The sequence below is a fragment of the Amphibacillus jilinensis Y1 genome (genome assembly GCF_000306965.1).
Classification (GTDB): domain Bacteria; phylum Bacillota; class Bacilli; order Bacillales; family Amphibacillaceae; genus Amphibacillus_C; species Amphibacillus_C jilinensis.
Window position 1 is genome coordinate 121,670 of the sequence record NZ_JH976435.1, and the last position, 16,319, is coordinate 137,988.

Consider the following 16,319-nt stretch of genomic DNA (forward strand, 5'->3'; position numbering starts at 1 on the left):
TTTTTTCTACGCTCTGTTCAGAATGTTCGGATTGACTCAACTACCAATTAGAGCGGCGGGAGATCCCTGCTGATTGGTAGTTTGTTTTATTGTGATCTTAAACGGTGTCGAAAGTACTTAATAACTAGACCTTCTCGATGAAATAAAAAGGCTAGCATAAAAAACAGACCAGTAGTAGTGGCCATGGCTCCAGCAATCGATACATTTAACTGTACGGCGCTCCAATAGCCTAATATCGCGGATAAGCCACCAATCAATCCGCTTAATAAGATAACATTTATAAAGCGATCTGATAGTAGATAGGCGGTTGCACCAGGAACAATTAGCATCGCTACAACCAAAATGGCCCCGACACTGTTAAAAGAAGCAACTGTTGATAAAGAGACGAGCGTCATTAATAAGTAATGGATAAACCCTACTGGGATACCAATTAATATTGCATAATGATGATCAAAAGTAGAAATCTTAATTTGCTTATAGAAAAGGATAATGACCGTAAGACTAATTAATAAGACCGCGCTAAGCATCCATACGGCTTTTGGACCTAAATCAATTCCATGCAAAATAAAACGATTCCACGGAACAAAAGCAATTTCCCCCATCAGTGCATGTTCAGTATCTAAATGAACTTGACTACCAATGAAAGAAAGCAGAACAACGGCTAGGGCAAATAAAGAGGTGAAAATCACACCAATACTTGCATCTTTTTGCACCCCTTTTTGATTTAATGTCTCTACTAAATATGCGGTCAAAAGTCCGACAACCGCTGCTCCGATTAACATAGGAATGCCATGTAAGGTTTGTGTGATGAAAAAAGCCCCGACTATCCCTAAGAGAACGGTATGACTAATTGCATCTGCTAGCATCGCTGTTTTCCTTAACACGAGTAGTGAGCCATTAATGCCACAAGTAACCCCGACTAATATACCAGTTATAATAATCCAGCCTGTATAACTCATGATGTTTGCACCACTTTCATTACTATTCCATGTTTTGATCCAAACAGTAAGCTTATAAGAAAAATAGCCGAGATAACGAGTACAATCATTGGGCCTGTTGGTAAATTTGGTATAGTTGCACTAAACCAAGTCCCTATCGCACCACTTAGCGCACCTAAAACCCCTGATAACCCTGCCATAATAGGCAGTTCGTCTGTCCAATAGCGTGCTGACAATGGTGGGGTAATAAGTAATGCGGCTATTAAGACGACCCCAACCATTTGAATGCCGATAACAACGATCCCGACAATGAGCAACATAAGTACACCGTTTAATAATGATACCGGTATGCCAAGTCCTTTAGCGAAGTGAGGGTCAAAAATCGCAATTTTAAATTCTTTAAAGCAAACCATGGTGATAAGCACAAGGACAATGGCACTAACCGTTATTAATTGTACATCTCTATTTACAAGTGATGCTGCTTGCCCAAAAATGAATTCTTTCAAACCGGCATGATTTCCAGTAGCATGTTGTTGAATAAAAGTTAACAACACGATCCCTACGCCGAAAAAGACAGAAATGATTACACCAATCGCAGCATCTGTATCAAGCTTAGAATGTTTAATAATGACTTGGATTAAGTACGTTCCCAGTAAACTCGTTAACGTTGCACCCAACAATAGGACAGGGAGATTCTTTTCATTAAAAAACAAAAAACCAATACCTACTCCAGGTAAAGCGGCATGAGCCATTGCATCACTAATAAGACTCTGTTTTTTCAATAACACAAAAGTACCGATCAATCCACAAGCAAAACCTAATAACAAGCTACCGGTAATCACCCATCTGAAATTAGCACTAGACAAGAATATGGAAAAATAATCAGACATATCATGACCTCCTTATGTCAAGACTGTAGCTCTTTCAAGAAACGATATTTTGCCGCCATAAGTTCGTTCCAAATTATCCATAGTAAAAACGGTCTGAGTTTCCCCATACTGAATGGGTTCTTTATTCAAAAGTAAGACACGGTCAAAATATTCTTCTACCGTCTGCAAATCATGATGAACGACTAGTACCGTTTTTCCTTCGCTTTTCCATTCTTTCATCAAGTGAATGATAGCTTTTTCGGTCGCTGCATCCACACCGGAAAAAGGTTCATCCATAAAATAAATGGAGGCATCTTGCGCTAACGCCCGAGCGAGAAATACGCGCTGTTGTTGCCCACCTGATAATTGACTGATTTGTCTAGTAGCAAAGTCGAGCATGCCCACTTTATCAAGGCATTGGTCAGCTATTTCAATGTCACGTTTTTTAGCGCGTTTGAAAAAGCCAATTTTTCGGTAACGACCCATCAGGACAACATCACGGGCATTGGTTGGAAAATCCCAATCCACTTCACTTCTTTGTGGAACATAGCCGATTAAATGTTTTTGTTGCCGCAATGCTTGATCATAAACCTTTACTGTACCTGAGCGTTTTGGGATTAGCTCAAGTACAGCTTTAATTAAGGTGGATTTTCCAGCTCCGTTAGGTCCGACAATACCAGTAAGCGATCCTTCTGGGACATTGAATGAAACATTTTTAAGAACCGTTTGTTTATGATAGTTTACTTTTATATTAGTTATTTCAAGGGCGTTCATTTAGACCCCTCCTATTTTAATGCATCAACAATCGTGTCGATATTTGCTTTGAACATACCGATATAGGTACCTTCTTCTGTGTCGGCTTCACCCATTGCATCAGAATACAATTCGCCACCAATTTCAATGTCATGACCTTCTGATTGGGCGCCTTCCTTTACTGCATTAATTGATCGATCGGATACACTACTTTCTATGAAGAGGGCATTGATTTCACGATCAACAACTAAGTCAACGACGTCTTGTATATCTTGGACACTATAGTCATCTTCTGTACTTAATCCCTGTAATGCCTCAACTTCAAATCCATAGGCTTCTCCAAAATAATGAAAGGCATCATGTGCTGTGACGAGTACACGACTTTGCTCAGGTATTTCCTCTATACGGTCTATGATATACTCATTTAATTCTTCGAGATCACCCATATAGTCCTGATAGTTTTGTTGATAGTCTTCCTCATGGTCTGGGTCTAACGCAATCAATTGATCCTTAACAACTTCTACGACATGACTAAAGGTTGTCACGTCAAACCATATATGTGGGTCATAAACGGCAGGGTTGTCAGGATCATTTAATAATAGAGATTCTGGCATTTCTTCTGTGACAGCAATCGTTGGCTTATCGGCTTGCATCTGTGCAAAGACATCGTTCATTTGTGCTTCAAGGTCTAATCCGTTATAGAAAATGATGTCGGCCTGATCCATTTGGTCAATGTCACTTTGGACTGCGTTATACATATGTGGATCAGTTCCCGGACCCATTAGGCTAGTTAGATTTACATGTTCTCCTCCAACATTTTCAACGACATCTCCAATTTGAGCGATTGTCGCAACTACATTAATCGTTTGTTCTTCATTCGTTTGGGTTACTTCACTACAAGCAACCATCAAAACGATCATTAAAACCAATGTGGATGTAACAAAAAATTTTTTCATATTCTTCCCCTCCCACTAATAAATTAGCATTGTATAATTTTTGTTCTTTTAATTAAAAATGTTTCCTTAGTGCAACTTTAATATTTTCAATGTCTTTTGTCAACCTAAAAGAATAATTAATTATTGGCTGTGTAAATTGAATTAACTTGCATTTTTCATCATTAAGCTTTAATATAATGAGAAGAGGATCTTTAACGGAGGGGGATTTAAATGATGCAAGAAGCGGTCGTAACTAACGCAAATGAAGCCTATGCCCTTCTTAAGGCTGACGCAGATAAGATCTTGAAACTCATTCAAGTACAAATGGACAATTTAATGATGCCCCAATGTCCTTTATATGAAGAAGTTTTGGATACACAAATGTTTGGTTTGTCAAGAGAGATAGATTTTGCTGTTAGGTTAAACTTAATTGGGGAAGCAGAAGGTAAAGATTTATTAGATAATTTAGAAAAGCAACTTAATTTATTACATGAAAAAGCACAACAATCATAAATCGCATTGTTTTTATGTTGATTGGTATACACAGTATTGAGTCTTATACTATAGATTTAACGTTAAAACGTCACAAGAATGATAACTTGTGACGTTTTTCTCTATATTAGCGTTTTATTAAGTTTGATCAATCAGCTGTATTTATAAATGGTCTTTCTTTATGTTAAAGTCATAGATTAATATGCCTTGAAATCTAGATGAAAAGCAGTTCGTTGCTAAAGTTTAACATGCCATTTAATGATTCCTGCTTCTTTTGCTGAGTTAAAGGCAATAACCACAATCGGACCTAAAATGAACCCAAGGATACCGATTAATTGGAGCCCTATATACATTGCAATTAGTGTAGCTAATGGGGAAAGACCGATCTGCTGTCCCATCACTTTGGGTTCAACAGTTCTTCGGATCGCTAAAAGAATAAGAGCAAGTAGCGCAAGTTGAGTTCCCATAAAAATATTGCCTGATATGAACATATACAGTGACCACGGTCCAAGAATAGCGATAGAGCCGATAATTGGAATGAGGTCAATTAACCAAATGATTGTTGCCATAATTACCGCATATTCAGGAATGATAATAAATAATCCTAGCAAGGTAACTGTTAATACAATTAAACTAACAAGGAATTGTGCTTTCAAAAAACCTACAAATACGTATTTTAATCGAGCACTCATAAATTGTATTTTCTCAGCTGTATGCTCGGTGAAATTATGATAAAACTTCGCTTTTAAAATGGGAAGTTCTAGCATGAATAAAAATAGTGCTATTAAATACACAATAAAGCTGACAATGTAATTTGGGATGACAGCAACTATTGATGCGAGTCGTTCCACTCTGAGGTGTGTTCTTAAAATATCTGTAATGGAGTCAACACTACTATTAATGCTATTATTGACTTCCTGCACAAATTCATTAGGTAAGTCCTCCATAACCCTTTCTAGTTCTCCACTCCATTGAAGGAGTAACTTATTGACTTGTAGAATATAATCAGGTGCATTCTCAGCCAAGTCTACCAATTGCTTAATAATATTTGTTACCGCATATGTACCAATAAACGAAAGCAAAACAAGAAATGCTAAATAGACTATAATCACACTTATCTTACGGTTGAGGCGAAATCTTTTTTCAATCATTCGAATAAGTGGATTGAGAAAAAGCGCGGTAATAAATGCAGTGAGTAATGGGATTGAAACGGGTAATACGAAAATAAAGAACAATAATATAATGATCGCTAATATAATTAATGTCCAATGGCGTCTGGTTAACGAGCGCAACACAAATAAATCCCCCTTTCCTTAGATAAGAAAAAATCTCTGTCTCATTGAAATATATCATGTTCCTTGTCATTTGAATAGTTACTTTTATAATTAATCTTATCATGTTAGGTGAAATCAATGATGTTTAATTAGGCTTATGTAAGGTCATACTACACATTGTGGGCAATAATTAGCCACAATAAACATGAGGGGGGTATTTGAGGTATGAAAACGGTTAATGAAGTTATGTCAAATCACGTAATGTCTTGCCAACCCAATCAACCAATAAATGAAATTGCTAAATTAATGGCTGATCAGGATATTGGAGCAATACCTGTTTGTGATGAGAATCATCACTTATTAGGCGTGGTAACCGACCGAGATTTGGTTATTCGAGGTTATGCAAAAGCTGTAGATCCAAATGAATCAATTGAACAGTGCATGACGCGTGATGCCATAACCTGTGATCCAAACCAAACCGTACGCGAAGCGGGAGAATTGATGGCAAAACATCAAATTCGACGTCTGCCTATTGTGAAAGATCGCAAACTAATTGGTATTGTATCATTAGGGGACTTAGCATTAGAGAAACAATCCGATCATATGGCAGGAGAAGCTTTGGAAGAGATTTCAGAGCACACACATTATCACTAAGTTTTTAGACATAAGCAAGCCATATAGGAAGATAGGGTATGGCTTGCTTATGCCTAAAAACTATTAAACTATTTTAATTATAGAAAGAAGGTACCTAAATGAAAAGGATGTTTAAGTTTTTGTTGTTCCTCTTTATAGTGTATGCTGTTTTTTTTATATATGGTGATTTGATCACTCAGACGGATAAATCGGTGCAATTTTTTGAACAAAAGGTTGTGGAGCAAGATAGAGATTTAGAAGTCAAGTTATCATTTTTTGATCGTGAGATAACTAAAGAGGAGCCTTTGGATCAGTTAATCGGAAAATCATTGTCACATTTGCTGGAAGCCTTTGGTGAACCCGTACAGAGTGCGCCCAGTCGCTATGATTATGAATGGTATTTATTTACTGATGAAGAAAACTATTTTTATCAGTTTGGAATAAAAGATAATCAAGTGGTTACTGCTTTTATAACAGGAGAGCAAGCTAATATATTGCCGTTGGAGATAGGGATGAATTACGAAGAGGTGGAAAGGTTTTATGTTTTTAAGGAAGAAGTAGAATTTGATCGCTTTTCTTTTCGTTTAAGTGAGGAAGATATCGAAACAACTCCTATCATTATGTTAGATGAAGGTATACTATTACAATTATATTTTGATATTCACACAGATCAATTATCATCAATTCGGATTATGAATGGAGAAGTAGCGGTCAAGCATCAACCTTATTATTTATCTTATACAGGTCCATTGCCGAAAAAAAGTAGGCTATCTAATGATGATTGGGAAATGGTAACGCAAAGTGAAGCTTATGCCATTTTTATTTTAACAAATATGATTCGTAAACGTTTTGAAGTAAATCCATTGCAATGGCATAACCAAGCCAGTCAGGTTGCTAGTCTTCATAGCCAAGATATGCATCAATTGGATTATTTCTCACATCAGTCACAGGATGGCAGGGATCTATTAGATCGCTTGACAGATGGAGAAGTCTCGTTCTCACGTGCCGGCGAAAATATTGCAGCACAATATACAGATGGATTAGCTGCAGTGGAAGGGTGGTTGAACAGTGAGGGGCATCGTCGCGCGTTACTAGATGAATCGTTTACTCATCTAGGTGTAGGTGTTTATCAAAACTATTATACACAGAATTTCATCACAGATAAGCGATAAGCGTCCATAAACCCCTGGCAGATACTAGAGAGCAAGGCTCATCTGTTTAGGCGAGAGCTAATGATCGCTAACGTCCCGATTTACTCAACTACTCATAAGTGGGAAAAGACGCCGTTCTGCGATTGAATGTTTACATGATCACGATACCCAAATGATCATTCTGACATTGATCAATAAAATTAGGTTTAAGGCGTTTCACTTTCTCTTAATTTCTAACATACATTATATTAGCTCAGTTTAAAAGGAGGTTTGGGATTAAGATGAGTGAAACCAAATTACATCCGAAGATTCAAAAGTTTAAGGCGTTTATTGAAAAACATCCAGGTATGATTCAAACGGTAAGGAATGGAGAGCAGGACTGGTCTTATTATTATCAACGCTATCAAGAACTGGGAGAAGATGATGATTATTGGACGCGATTTAAAGACGACACAGCACCAAAAGATGAAGAGACGAAGAAGAAGTGGACAGAACAATTATTCTCGATCTTTAATAAAGTTGATTTTGATAAAGTTGATGAGCATGTGAAACAGGCGGATCAGGCGGTCGATCAATTAAGAAAGCTAATCAATCATTTTTCTGAAATAAGAGGAAAAAATACGAATCAACCGATGCAGATGCCCAATAGAATGGACCGGCGCTATTACTGATGGTAACTTTATAATAGACATTGAGAGGCATTTCATAAGTAAAGAGCGCGACTTAAATCTGATCTGCTCTTTTTTTTTGTGTGAAATACTGGTATGATAGTGCTAGTGGAGGTGGTGATCGTCATGTTGGCGACAACTGAATGCATACATTTATTAGACCATACAGATGAATTGGCAAAGATGATTATAGATTCTGAACAGATGGTTAATTATATAGAAAATAAACGTAAGTTAAAACAAAATAAAGAAGCCCAAGCTTTAATTAAACAATTCGAGATAAAAAAAGAACAATATGAAGATGTTCAACGTTTTGGTCGTTACCATCCTGACTTTAGTCAGATTACAAAAGAGATGCGTATGGTAAAAAGAGAAGTAGACATGCATGAAGCTGTTGCACAATTCAAAGTGGCTGAACGCGACTTGCAGGCACTATTAGATGATATAAGTGAAAAGATAGCCCACAGTATTAGTAAGCAAATTATTGTACCTAGAGATGGGGCATTATTTACTGATAGCGGCTGTGGCTGTGGTTCTGGTGGAGGTTGTGGTTGTAAAGCTTCATAATGATTAAAGTGAGGGAACAATATGATACGTACAAAAAGACAAGGACTTATAATTTGGTTTCAGCATATGAAAAATGTGAAGCAATTAAAGCGTTATGGCCACCTCATTGCGGTATCAAGAGGATCTCGATATGCTGTTATTTATGTAGATCAAGAAGAAGTTGAAGACAAAGCAGCGAAATTGGAGAGACTGCCTTTTGTATCGAAAGTTGATTACTCATACAAGCCTTTTATTAATCAAGAATTTGATAACGCGAAAGTCGATAAGGCTAAAGAATATGATTATAAGATGGGTATATAATTTTTGCGAAAAACATAAAAGCTTGATTGCAACACACTGGTCGTTTAACGGATGCTCAATAGAACCAAATGCGCACAAATAAACACCGATATCGTTCAACTTTGTTTGCGAAGATATGAATGATGAAATTGATAAAATAATTTGATAGAAAAAAGCCTGCAGATAAAAAGATCTGCAGGCCCTTTTTGATTCGTTCTAATGGAATCAAAAAGGCAAAGGGAGAGGAGAAACCGGAAAAGCGCCTATGGGGAAACGTAGGCTCTTCCGTCTTCTAGAAGTGTTGCTATTGCTTAACATCACCTCACTAGCTAAGTATCACCATAATAGAGATAAAATATTCAAGTGAGTCAGATGATGAAATGAAATACAAGCCTTGAGCTTTGATAGTAATGTATTCAGTCCGTAAGATGCCCGCTATTTAGGTGATAGATAACGGCCACTGATGTCCTGATTCACTCAACAATCAATCAGTGGGAGAAGCAAGAAAACGCCTACTGATTGAAGATTCATTTTAGGAAGAACAAGTAATGAATAATGATCCTTTGCTACGATAATGATAGGATGATTGGAGATAATCATGGTGTTTATTACATTTTTATGGTAGCATTAAAAGCGATTAAATGGGTGTAAACAGCTATTGAGGTGAGATAAATGCGTGTCATATCGGGTACATATAAAGGTAGATTGCTTCAAACGGTACCAAATAAATTAACTAGACCTACTACTGATAAAGTAAAAGAGTCCCTTTTTAATCGTATCGGTCCTTTTTTTAATGGTGGCGTTTGTTTAGATCTTTTCGCCGGTAGTGGTGGTTTGGGTATAGAAGCGTTAAGTAGAGGTATTGATCATGTTATTTTTGTCGATCAACAAAGGCAAGCTATAGAAGTCATCAAAAATAATTTAAGTCAGTTAAATTTAACTGCACATGCTGAAGTATATCGTAATGATGCTTTTCGGGCACTTAAGGCTGTGGCTAAGCGAAACTTAACTTTTAATATAATATTTTTAGATCCTCCTTATCAAAAAGGGTTCTATCAACGGCTTCTTCAAGAAATAGCTAAGCAAAATATTGCGGATGAGCAGACAGTAATTGTGTGTGAACATGAGGCGAGAGAAAGTTTACCGACACGGGTTGAAACACTTGAAAAAGTACGAACAGAGAAATATGGAAGTACAACTGCAATATCGTTGTATAGAGAAAGGAAGAATTTGAATGAGTAAATTAGCAATTTGTCCTGGTAGCTTTGATCCTGTTACTTTTGGTCACCTTGATATTATTGAACGGGCAGCAAAAGTTTTTGATCATGTTATCGTGGCTGTTTTCCATAATGAATCGAAGTCCCCGCTTTTTACGGTTGAAGAACGCATTCGATTATTAGAAGATTCAACAAAACATATTTCTAACGTGTCAATAGATGGACATGATGGTTTATTAATGGACTATGCGCGTAAAAAAAACGCAGATGCTCTTGTAAGGGGATTGCGGGCTATTAGTGATTTTGAATACGAAATGCAAATTACTTCTATGAATCGTAAACTTAATGAAGACATTGAAACATTCTTTGTGATGACCAATAATAAATATTCTTTTTTAAGTTCGAGTATGGTAAAAGAAGTTGCTAAATTTAAAGCAAATGTATCTGATCTGGTACCGGAAGCAGTTGATCAAGCTTTAAAAGATAAATTTAAAAATGAATAACTGTTAAATGTATCGTTCTGGTCCCAATTAAAATAACAACCGCGTACACTTTACTCGGTTGTTATTTTAATTGACGGAGGGCGCATAGGATAAAAGCACTTGCTAAGCCAACTAAAGTGATGAGCGGCCCCACTTGATACAGCTGGTTGAACAAATAACTTGATTGTAACGGGGCTTCTACCGCGATAGCATGACCAATAGGCTTCGGGGATAGTGCCATTAAGTAGGGTGAGGCGATAATAACAATCCCTGCTGAGAAGATACCTTGGAGTATTCTGCCTAATAAATAGGGCATATAGCGAATATCTGTTTCAGCTAAAATACTAGCTACTTGTGCCTGTACACTAAAACCATTAAATGCTAATAATAAACTAACAAGAATAGCTTTGGCTATCATCGGTTCATTGATATAACTAGAAATTTGTTGAGCACCTAGCGTGATTTCAAATATACCCGTAAAGAAAGGGAGTGCAAGTTTTTCTGGAATGTTAAAGCGTACAAAAATGTTTTCAATTAGCTGACTGCCTATATCAGCTAAACCTACTTCAATTAATATGTTAGAGAAAACAGAAAAAAAAATAATAAATCCACCAATCATAAGTAAGGTTTGAACAGAATGAATGACAGCATCTCCAAATAATTTTCCGAACGGTTTATTTGATTTAATACGTGTATGATGCAATGTTGTAAAAGCACGCTTCCATATATTTTGCTGCGCATTTTTTCGATGTCTAGAGGTATAATTAGCTTTATAAAAACGCATGACTATACCTACTAAAAGGTTGCTACTGTAGTGAGAAACAGTCAATAAAATGCCTAGTGTCGGTGATTGAAAAAAACCAACCGAAACGGCAGCAATGATAAACAAGGGGTTTGAAGCGTTAGTAAAGGCGACAAGTCGCTCGGCTTCAACTTGCGTCAATTGTCCTTCTTGTCTCATTCGGGCAGTGAATTTTGCCCCGGCTGGATAACCGCTTGCCATCCCCATCGCCCAGACGAAGCTACCAACGCCAGGAACGTTAAAAATGGGGCGCATAATTGGTTCGAATAAAACGCCGATAAAATGAACGACACCAAAGCCAATCAAGATTTCCCCGGTAATAAAAAATGGAAGTAAAGATGGGAAAACAGTATTTGACCAGATATCAACTCCTCTTTTACTAGCAGCTAAAGTTTCTGTTGGCATTGTAATAAGGCAAATAGCAAATGCCAATGCACCAATTGCTAACATTATCGATTTTAATTGTGACTTCAACATGTTCTCCCCTAACTATCAAAGTGGTAAATGAGTTATGCTATACAGTAACAGAAAAAAATAGTAAAATAACTTTAGATTTCGGTAATACAGCTTTTTAATACTATACGCATCTAGAGAAAAGATTTATGCTAAAAATTGATAAGATTATAGAAGAACGCGTCTTTTGTCTGGACAATTAATGGATGTCATAGCATATCTTAGGGAGGTAAACATGCATTGATGTTTAGCGCATTGTTTTACTATATGTATAGAGAGGAGATTTTTATTGCATAACTTTAGAAAAAAACTATTATATATTTTATTCATCATTTTTCTAGTCGTTATTTTCGTATTACCTTTACCTTATTATATCTATAAACCAGGTACTGCCGATCCATTAAATGATGTCGTCGAAGTAGACAATGCTTATCAAAGTGAAGGTGATCTTCATCTTGTAACGGTGAGAGGTGGACGTGCAACGCCGATTCAATTATTAATAGCAAACATGTCACCTTACGAAGAGATTCATCATTTGGATGAGGTATTTCCAGAAGGATATGATCGTGATCGTTATTTACAAGCGCAGCTCCAGTTAATGGAAAGTTCTCAAGAAGCTGCAATGGTTGTCGCTTATCAAGCCGCAGGAGAAGAGATTGATATTCACTATGAAGGGGTGTATGTTGTCTCGATTCTTGAAGGTATGCCAGCAGAAGATGAACTAGAAATTGCTGATAAGATCATAGAGATTGAAAATGTTAAAATAATCGATGCCGAGCACCTTATTGAAGTAGTTAATCAATATCAAGTTGGTGATGAGCTTACTTTCCTTGTTGATCGTGATGGTCAACAATTTGAAACGACAATTGAGCTTGTTCCCTTTGTCGAACAACCTGATCAATTTGGTATTGGTATACAACTAGTCACCAATCGTGAAGTAGATGTGGTCAGATCTGTAGAGTTTGCTAGTGGAGACATAGGCGGTCCAAGTGCAGGACTTGTCTTAGCTTTAGAGCTTTACGATCAGTTAACACCGGAAGATTTAACAAAGGGTCTGCAAATTGCGGGAACAGGAGAAATCGATTACGATGGCAATATTTATCGTATTGGTGGGGTAGATAAAAAAGTAATTGCTGCTGATCGAGAGGGATGCGATATTTTCTTTGTTCCAAATGAGCAAGGTAGTCATGACTCTAATTATAATCTCGCTAAAGAAACTGCTGAAGCGATTGGAACAGATATGGATATTGTTCCCATTGATCATTTTAATGAAGCGCTTGATTACTTAGAACAATTATAGTGATCATTAATAGGTTTCGATCAAAAACTTAACAATGGGTAAAGAAAATTATTTAATCACGCGCCACGGTGCTTAACTTGCTGTGGCGCGTGTTCTATTAGTTGTATTTTTACAATTACGAAAAATTACAACATCAATTAATGGGTTAGCTCCTATGAAATATTTAGAAGCTACGGCCCACATACAGTTTGTCTACTTGACAATGGCAGGTTCAGTTCGTTTATTCGGTCTCAACCTTTTTTAGTGGCGGGGCAAATTCTTGTTGTTTTAAGGTGTTTTGTATCGTCTGATTTAAAATCATATAGTAGATATTAGATGCTCGCTCATCTATTGACAGAAAACCGGGCATATTTTTTTTATATTGTCCGATAATATTAACGGATCGGGTTTGTCTTGTTCGCTTTAAATAGGTTTGTCCTTTTTCGGTCATACCAAGTAAACGGAGTGTGTCTATTTTTTTTAGTGCATCGATTTCTCGATCAACTTCACTGTTGGTTAGATGTAATAAAATATGAGTTAGGAGTCGTTGTATACGTGTTTTAGTATACCTTTTTGTTTGAACTAATGTTAAAAAATCATCATAATTTTTTGCGACGACTATTTGTTTTTTTAACCGATGCTCGATTCCTTCATTCATACCATGAATTTGCTTTAATTGTTCGGTAGAATCACTTAATATGCGATATTTGAGCAAAGAAAAGTAATCTTCCCAGTAATGAAATCGGCCTGTCTTCTGTGCATAAGCTGTTAAAAACGATAGATTTAGCTTTGACATGCCTAAATCATCGTGGCTTATATCTGTGAGTTCGTCTAAATGAGCTCTTATACTTGTAGCACTGGTAATTGGCTGAGATAGCTGTTTTTGATGATATTCAGCTTGTTTACGAGGAATAGTTTCCATTTTTAAATATGGATTAATTGCTTTCTGTGCTTTAAGATAACTTAAACCTAATATGTTATTTGGTTGATCGAGGCCCATAGAGAAAGTAGCTGACAGCTTTTGAATAGCTAGTGCATTTGCTTTAGGATAACTCACTCCGCTTTGGAGGTGTTCTTTCAGTACTTTGTTATAAGTTATTTCATTACGCTCTATTTCGTTAATGATCGTATTGAAAGGAGAGATCTCGCCTTGCTCGCTGCCAAATACAATCATATCTACACCTATATGGTTTAAAAGTTTAACGGCTGCAAAACCAAAGATATCACTATGTTGGATGGCGAATACAGTTGGTAATTCAAAAATAAGATCAACGCCATGCTCGATCGCCATTTTTGCTCTAGTAAATTTATCAACAATCGCGGGTTCTCCACGTTGCAGAAATTGCCCGCTCATAACAGCAATAACAACGTCTGCGTTTGACTTTGCTCGGGCTTGTTCGATATGATAAAGATGTCCGTTATGGAAAGGGTTATATTCAACGATTAATCCGACAGCCTTCAATCTAATCACTCCTATTATCGATATTGTAGCATAATGATGGTATACAAGGCACGCTAAAAAAATGTTGGAAAACTTACGTTCCTGTAAAGAAAAAATATTGACAAATGGCATAATAACTTTTACAATAAACTTTGTGCTTTCGAGGTGAGAGTAATGAAAATTTCAATTCAAAAAATTCTTCAAACAGACTTATATCGATTTGAGGAAAACGTAGACCTATCAGATCTTGAATCTCTAAATAATAATGATATTAGAGAGATAGGTGCTGTTTCGGTGACTGGGACAGCGTCTGTTCAAGGTAAAACGATAACATGTCAATTTACGATAGCGGGCACCATGATTTTACCTTGCGCTAGAACATTAGTTGATGTACCCTATCCATTTAAGATCAATGTAGTGGAGTTGTTTTCTATTGATACTTATTACAAAGAAGAAGATGAATCAGAAATCCATCCTGTTCATGGAGAAGTACTTGACTTAGATCCCTTTATCAAGGAAAATGTATTATTGGAGATTCCTTTTCGTGTGTATGCAGATGCGGAAGAAATCGAAGCTAATGCTTTATCAGCTGGTAATGGCTGGACTGTAATTTCTGAGGAAGAACAAGAGGAAAAGATCGATCCTCGTTTTGAAAAATTGCAGTCTTTATTAAATAAAGATAAAAATGAAAATCAATAAGGATAAGTGTTTAACAATCACTTCCCGTCCTTTAAAGTGTTTAAAGGGATTTTCGTTTCGGAAGTGAAGGAGGTGTAAGACATGGCAGTACCAAAAAGAAGAACATCTAAAAAGGTAAAAAACCAACGACGTACGCATAAAAAATTACATGTACCGGGTATGGTTGCTTGTTCAAATTGTGGTGAACTTACTAAACCTCACCATGTTTGTAAAGCGTGTGGTCAATACAACGGTAAGCAAGTTGTTGAAGCATAATATTTGTTAAACGTTGAAAATACTAGTCCGTATCGGGCTAGTATTTTTTTGTCTGGTCTTTATTCTATCATGATAACTATTCGCATATAGTAATAGCAAATAGGGATAAGGAGCGGTTATAATGAGTGCAAATAGACAAGATGCTTGGACGAAAGAGGAAGATCAGTTTTTAGCTCATACAGTTATTGATTACATTAAAAATGGTCGAACACAGCTTGAGAGTTTTAAAGAAGTAGCAAGACAATTAAATAGAACACCTGCTGCCTGTGGTTTTAGGTGGAACGCTTCAATTAGAAAACTATATAATGAGGCTATAGAAGAAGCCAAGCAGTTAAGGAAGAAGTATGGTCATCCAATAATTGAACCTGAATCAAAAAAGCATGATACATTTTCTCTGGAACAAGCTATTCAATGGTTGGAAAAAGTTAAAGGTGAGTTTAGTGAACAAAGTTGGGGAAAAAAAGGTAGCCTCTATAATAAAATAGTTGCTGAAAATGAACGTCTGAATAACGAGTTAATAACTTATCAGAAGTTAATAGCTCAAATTCAACAGCTTATTCAAGAAGTCAAGTTAAATCCTAATGATTAATGGGTAGGTATCAATTATCAACAGCCAATTTGTTGCACACGGCAGTCTAATTTGATTGATTAAATAACAGGTATAAGTTCCTTGTCAGTGCACATATTAAAACGGCTGTGACAAACGTAAACAGAATAGATAAAAAAGTGGCGAATGATGATTCAATAAATGAATCTTTCATCCGTCTTTTTTTGTGTGAAAAAACAGGGATAAATGAGGTTGAAATGTTAAAGTATGAAGGATATAAATGAACATATGCAGTAAAAAATGAGCGGAGGTAAGTATTCCTAATAATGACTAACAGAACAGTTATTCACCACGCTAACTGATCGCGTACCGCTTGTGGACTTGCATTCGGGACGCACCGAAGACTCCAGGCTCTCACTTTTGTAATAGTGAGGGAATGAACTTATATTTTACTGAGATCATCTAATTAGTAACCCGTGAATTTTTTTTGATGTAAGTCGCTTCGTTTTTTGATTACTTTGACGAAATCCAGCGCATAGTATATGCTTTTGAAGTTAACTTATTGTCAATCAACAAAAAGAGGTG

Annotated in this window: 19 protein-coding genes; 12 read left to right on the plus strand and 7 right to left on the minus strand. The window is 36.5% G+C overall.

Annotated features, from left to right (window positions below; translation table 11 throughout):
- Positions 1-86: 86 nt before the first annotated feature.
- The 4 genes from B494_RS0107505 to B494_RS0107520 are packed head-to-tail and all read right to left on the minus strand — an operon-like array spanning position 87 to position 3,516.
- On the minus strand, positions 87-959 hold the full coding sequence (locus B494_RS0107505; protein ID WP_017471770.1) for a metal ABC transporter permease: 873 nt from the start codon (positions 957-959) through the stop codon (positions 87-89).
- Entirely contained in the window at positions 956-1,828 is an 873-nt protein-coding gene (locus B494_RS19110; protein ID WP_017471771.1) for a metal ABC transporter permease, read from the minus strand. Before B494_RS19110 ends, B494_RS0107505 begins: the two co-directional genes overlap by 4 nt.
- Positions 1,829-1,840: 12 nt before the next feature.
- Positions 1,841-2,581, minus strand: a complete 741-nt coding sequence (locus B494_RS0107515; RefSeq protein ID WP_017471772.1) for a metal ABC transporter ATP-binding protein — start codon at positions 2,579-2,581, stop codon at positions 1,841-1,843.
- Between the two features lie 11 nt (positions 2,582-2,592).
- Positions 2,593-3,516, minus strand: a complete 924-nt coding sequence (locus tag B494_RS0107520) for a metal ABC transporter solute-binding protein, Zn/Mn family (protein WP_017471773.1) — start codon at positions 3,514-3,516, stop codon at positions 2,593-2,595.
- Positions 3,517-3,726: 210 nt separating this feature from the next.
- Between B494_RS0107520 and B494_RS0107525 the strand changes: the two genes are divergently transcribed.
- Entirely contained in the window at positions 3,727-4,008 is a 282-nt protein-coding gene (locus B494_RS0107525; protein ID WP_017471774.1) for an Fpa/YlaN family protein, read from the plus strand.
- A 215-nt stretch (positions 4,009-4,223) separates the two neighbouring features.
- Here the strand turns inward: B494_RS0107525 and ytvI are convergent, their stop codons facing one another.
- Entirely contained in the window at positions 4,224-5,282 is a 1,059-nt protein-coding gene (ytvI, locus tag B494_RS0107530; RefSeq protein ID WP_017471775.1) for a sporulation integral membrane protein YtvI, read from the minus strand.
- A 204-nt stretch (positions 5,283-5,486) separates the two neighbouring features.
- Between ytvI and B494_RS0107535 the strand changes: the two genes are divergently transcribed.
- The 7 genes from B494_RS0107535 (at position 5,487) to coaD (ending at position 10,279) form a co-directional block, all read left to right on the plus strand.
- Positions 5,487-5,915, plus strand: a complete 429-nt coding sequence (locus B494_RS0107535) for a CBS domain-containing protein (RefSeq protein WP_017471776.1) — start codon at positions 5,487-5,489, stop codon at positions 5,913-5,915.
- A gap of 98 nt (positions 5,916-6,013) precedes the next feature.
- On the plus strand, positions 6,014-7,066 hold the full coding sequence (locus B494_RS0107540; protein WP_017471777.1) for a CAP domain-containing protein: 1,053 nt from the start codon (positions 6,014-6,016) through the stop codon (positions 7,064-7,066).
- Positions 7,067-7,326: 260 nt separating this feature from the next.
- The gene (gene ylbD, locus B494_RS0107545) at positions 7,327-7,716 is read left to right on the plus strand and encodes a spore coat protein YlbD (protein ID WP_017471778.1); all 390 of its coding nucleotides are present in this window, start codon (positions 7,327-7,329) and stop codon (positions 7,714-7,716) included.
- A 123-nt stretch (positions 7,717-7,839) separates the two neighbouring features.
- The gene (locus B494_RS0107550; RefSeq protein WP_017471779.1) at positions 7,840-8,280 is read left to right on the plus strand and encodes a YlbF/YmcA family competence regulator; all 441 of its coding nucleotides are present in this window, start codon (positions 7,840-7,842) and stop codon (positions 8,278-8,280) included.
- A 21-nt stretch (positions 8,281-8,301) separates the two neighbouring features.
- A complete protein-coding gene (locus B494_RS0107555; RefSeq protein ID WP_017471780.1) occupies positions 8,302-8,580 on the plus strand; it encodes a YlbG family protein in 279 nt (92 codons plus the stop codon).
- Between the two features lie 651 nt (positions 8,581-9,231).
- Positions 9,232-9,801 (plus strand): 16S rRNA (guanine(966)-N(2))-methyltransferase RsmD, encoded by a 570-nt coding sequence (gene rsmD / locus B494_RS0107560; protein ID WP_017471781.1) that lies wholly within the window; start codon positions 9,232-9,234, stop codon positions 9,799-9,801.
- Complete coding sequence (coaD, locus tag B494_RS0107565; protein WP_017471782.1) at positions 9,794-10,279, plus strand: pantetheine-phosphate adenylyltransferase; 486 nt, start codon at positions 9,794-9,796, stop codon at positions 10,277-10,279. Before rsmD ends, coaD begins: the two co-directional genes overlap by 8 nt.
- A 61-nt stretch (positions 10,280-10,340) precedes the next feature.
- Here the strand turns inward: coaD and ylbJ are convergent, their stop codons facing one another.
- On the minus strand, positions 10,341-11,537 hold the full coding sequence (gene ylbJ / locus B494_RS0107570) for a sporulation integral membrane protein YlbJ (protein WP_026065180.1): 1,197 nt from the start codon (positions 11,535-11,537) through the stop codon (positions 10,341-10,343).
- A gap of 265 nt (positions 11,538-11,802) precedes the next feature.
- On the opposite strand from ylbJ, the gene B494_RS0107575 reads away from it, so the two are divergent.
- Positions 11,803-12,813 (plus strand): SepM family pheromone-processing serine protease, encoded by a 1,011-nt coding sequence (locus B494_RS0107575; protein ID WP_017471784.1) that lies wholly within the window; start codon positions 11,803-11,805, stop codon positions 12,811-12,813.
- 220 nt (positions 12,814-13,033) lie between these two features.
- On the opposite strand, the gene B494_RS0107580 is transcribed toward B494_RS0107575, so the two are convergent.
- Positions 13,034-14,254: a nucleotidyltransferase gene (locus B494_RS0107580; protein WP_017471785.1), complete on the minus strand. Its 1,221-nt coding sequence runs from the start codon at positions 14,252-14,254 to the stop codon at positions 13,034-13,036.
- A 153-nt stretch (positions 14,255-14,407) separates the two neighbouring features.
- Between B494_RS0107580 and B494_RS0107585 the strand changes: the two genes are divergently transcribed.
- The 3 genes from B494_RS0107585 to B494_RS0107595 all read left to right on the plus strand — a co-directional run bounded on the left by B494_RS0107585 (position 14,408) and on the right by B494_RS0107595 (position 15,776).
- Positions 14,408-14,932 carry a YceD family protein gene (locus tag B494_RS0107585; RefSeq protein ID WP_017471786.1) on the plus strand — a complete coding sequence of 175 codons (525 nt, stop codon included), beginning with the start codon at positions 14,408-14,410 and terminating at the stop codon, positions 14,930-14,932.
- A gap of 81 nt (positions 14,933-15,013) precedes the next feature.
- Complete coding sequence (gene rpmF / locus B494_RS0107590; RefSeq protein WP_017471787.1) at positions 15,014-15,187, plus strand: 50S ribosomal protein L32; 174 nt, start codon at positions 15,014-15,016, stop codon at positions 15,185-15,187.
- Positions 15,188-15,308: 121 nt separating this feature from the next.
- Positions 15,309-15,776, plus strand: coding sequence for an RsfA family transcriptional regulator (locus B494_RS0107595; RefSeq protein ID WP_017471788.1), 468 nt, complete (start codon positions 15,309-15,311; stop codon positions 15,774-15,776).
- The last annotated feature ends 543 nt before the right edge of the window (positions 15,777-16,319 follow it).

Excerpts from the sequence above, each read along its gene's own strand:
- ylbJ (WP_026065180.1), bottom strand. The coding sequence starts at position 11,537 with ATGTTGAAGTCACAATTAAAATCGATAATGTTAGCAATTGGTGCATTG.
- B494_RS0107555 (WP_017471780.1), top strand. The coding sequence starts at position 8,302 with ATGATACGTACAAAAAGACAAGGACTTATAATTTGGTTTCAGCATATG.
- rpmF (WP_017471787.1), top strand. The coding sequence starts at position 15,014 with ATGGCAGTACCAAAAAGAAGAACATCTAAAAAGGTAAAAAACCAACGA.
- B494_RS0107525 (WP_017471774.1), top strand. The coding sequence starts at position 3,727 with ATGATGCAAGAAGCGGTCGTAACTAACGCAAATGAAGCCTATGCCCTT.
- B494_RS19110 (WP_017471771.1), bottom strand. The coding sequence starts at position 1,828 with ATGTCTGATTATTTTTCCATATTCTTGTCTAGTGCTAATTTCAGATGG.
- ylbD (WP_017471778.1), top strand. The coding sequence starts at position 7,327 with ATGAGTGAAACCAAATTACATCCGAAGATTCAAAAGTTTAAGGCGTTT.
- B494_RS0107585 (WP_017471786.1), top strand. The coding sequence starts at position 14,408 with ATGAAAATTTCAATTCAAAAAATTCTTCAAACAGACTTATATCGATTT.
- coaD (WP_017471782.1), top strand. The coding sequence starts at position 9,794 with ATGAGTAAATTAGCAATTTGTCCTGGTAGCTTTGATCCTGTTACTTTT.
- B494_RS0107520 (WP_017471773.1), bottom strand. The coding sequence starts at position 3,516 with ATGAAAAAATTTTTTGTTACATCCACATTGGTTTTAATGATCGTTTTG.
- rsmD (WP_017471781.1), top strand. The coding sequence starts at position 9,232 with ATGCGTGTCATATCGGGTACATATAAAGGTAGATTGCTTCAAACGGTA.
- B494_RS0107595 (WP_017471788.1), top strand. The coding sequence starts at position 15,309 with ATGAGTGCAAATAGACAAGATGCTTGGACGAAAGAGGAAGATCAGTTT.
- B494_RS0107505 (WP_017471770.1), bottom strand. The coding sequence starts at position 959 with ATGAGTTATACAGGCTGGATTATTATAACTGGTATATTAGTCGGGGTT.
- B494_RS0107550 (WP_017471779.1), top strand. The coding sequence starts at position 7,840 with ATGTTGGCGACAACTGAATGCATACATTTATTAGACCATACAGATGAA.
- B494_RS0107535 (WP_017471776.1), top strand. The coding sequence starts at position 5,487 with ATGAAAACGGTTAATGAAGTTATGTCAAATCACGTAATGTCTTGCCAA.
- B494_RS0107515 (WP_017471772.1), bottom strand. The coding sequence starts at position 2,581 with ATGAACGCCCTTGAAATAACTAATATAAAAGTAAACTATCATAAACAA.
- B494_RS0107540 (WP_017471777.1), top strand. The coding sequence starts at position 6,014 with ATGAAAAGGATGTTTAAGTTTTTGTTGTTCCTCTTTATAGTGTATGCT.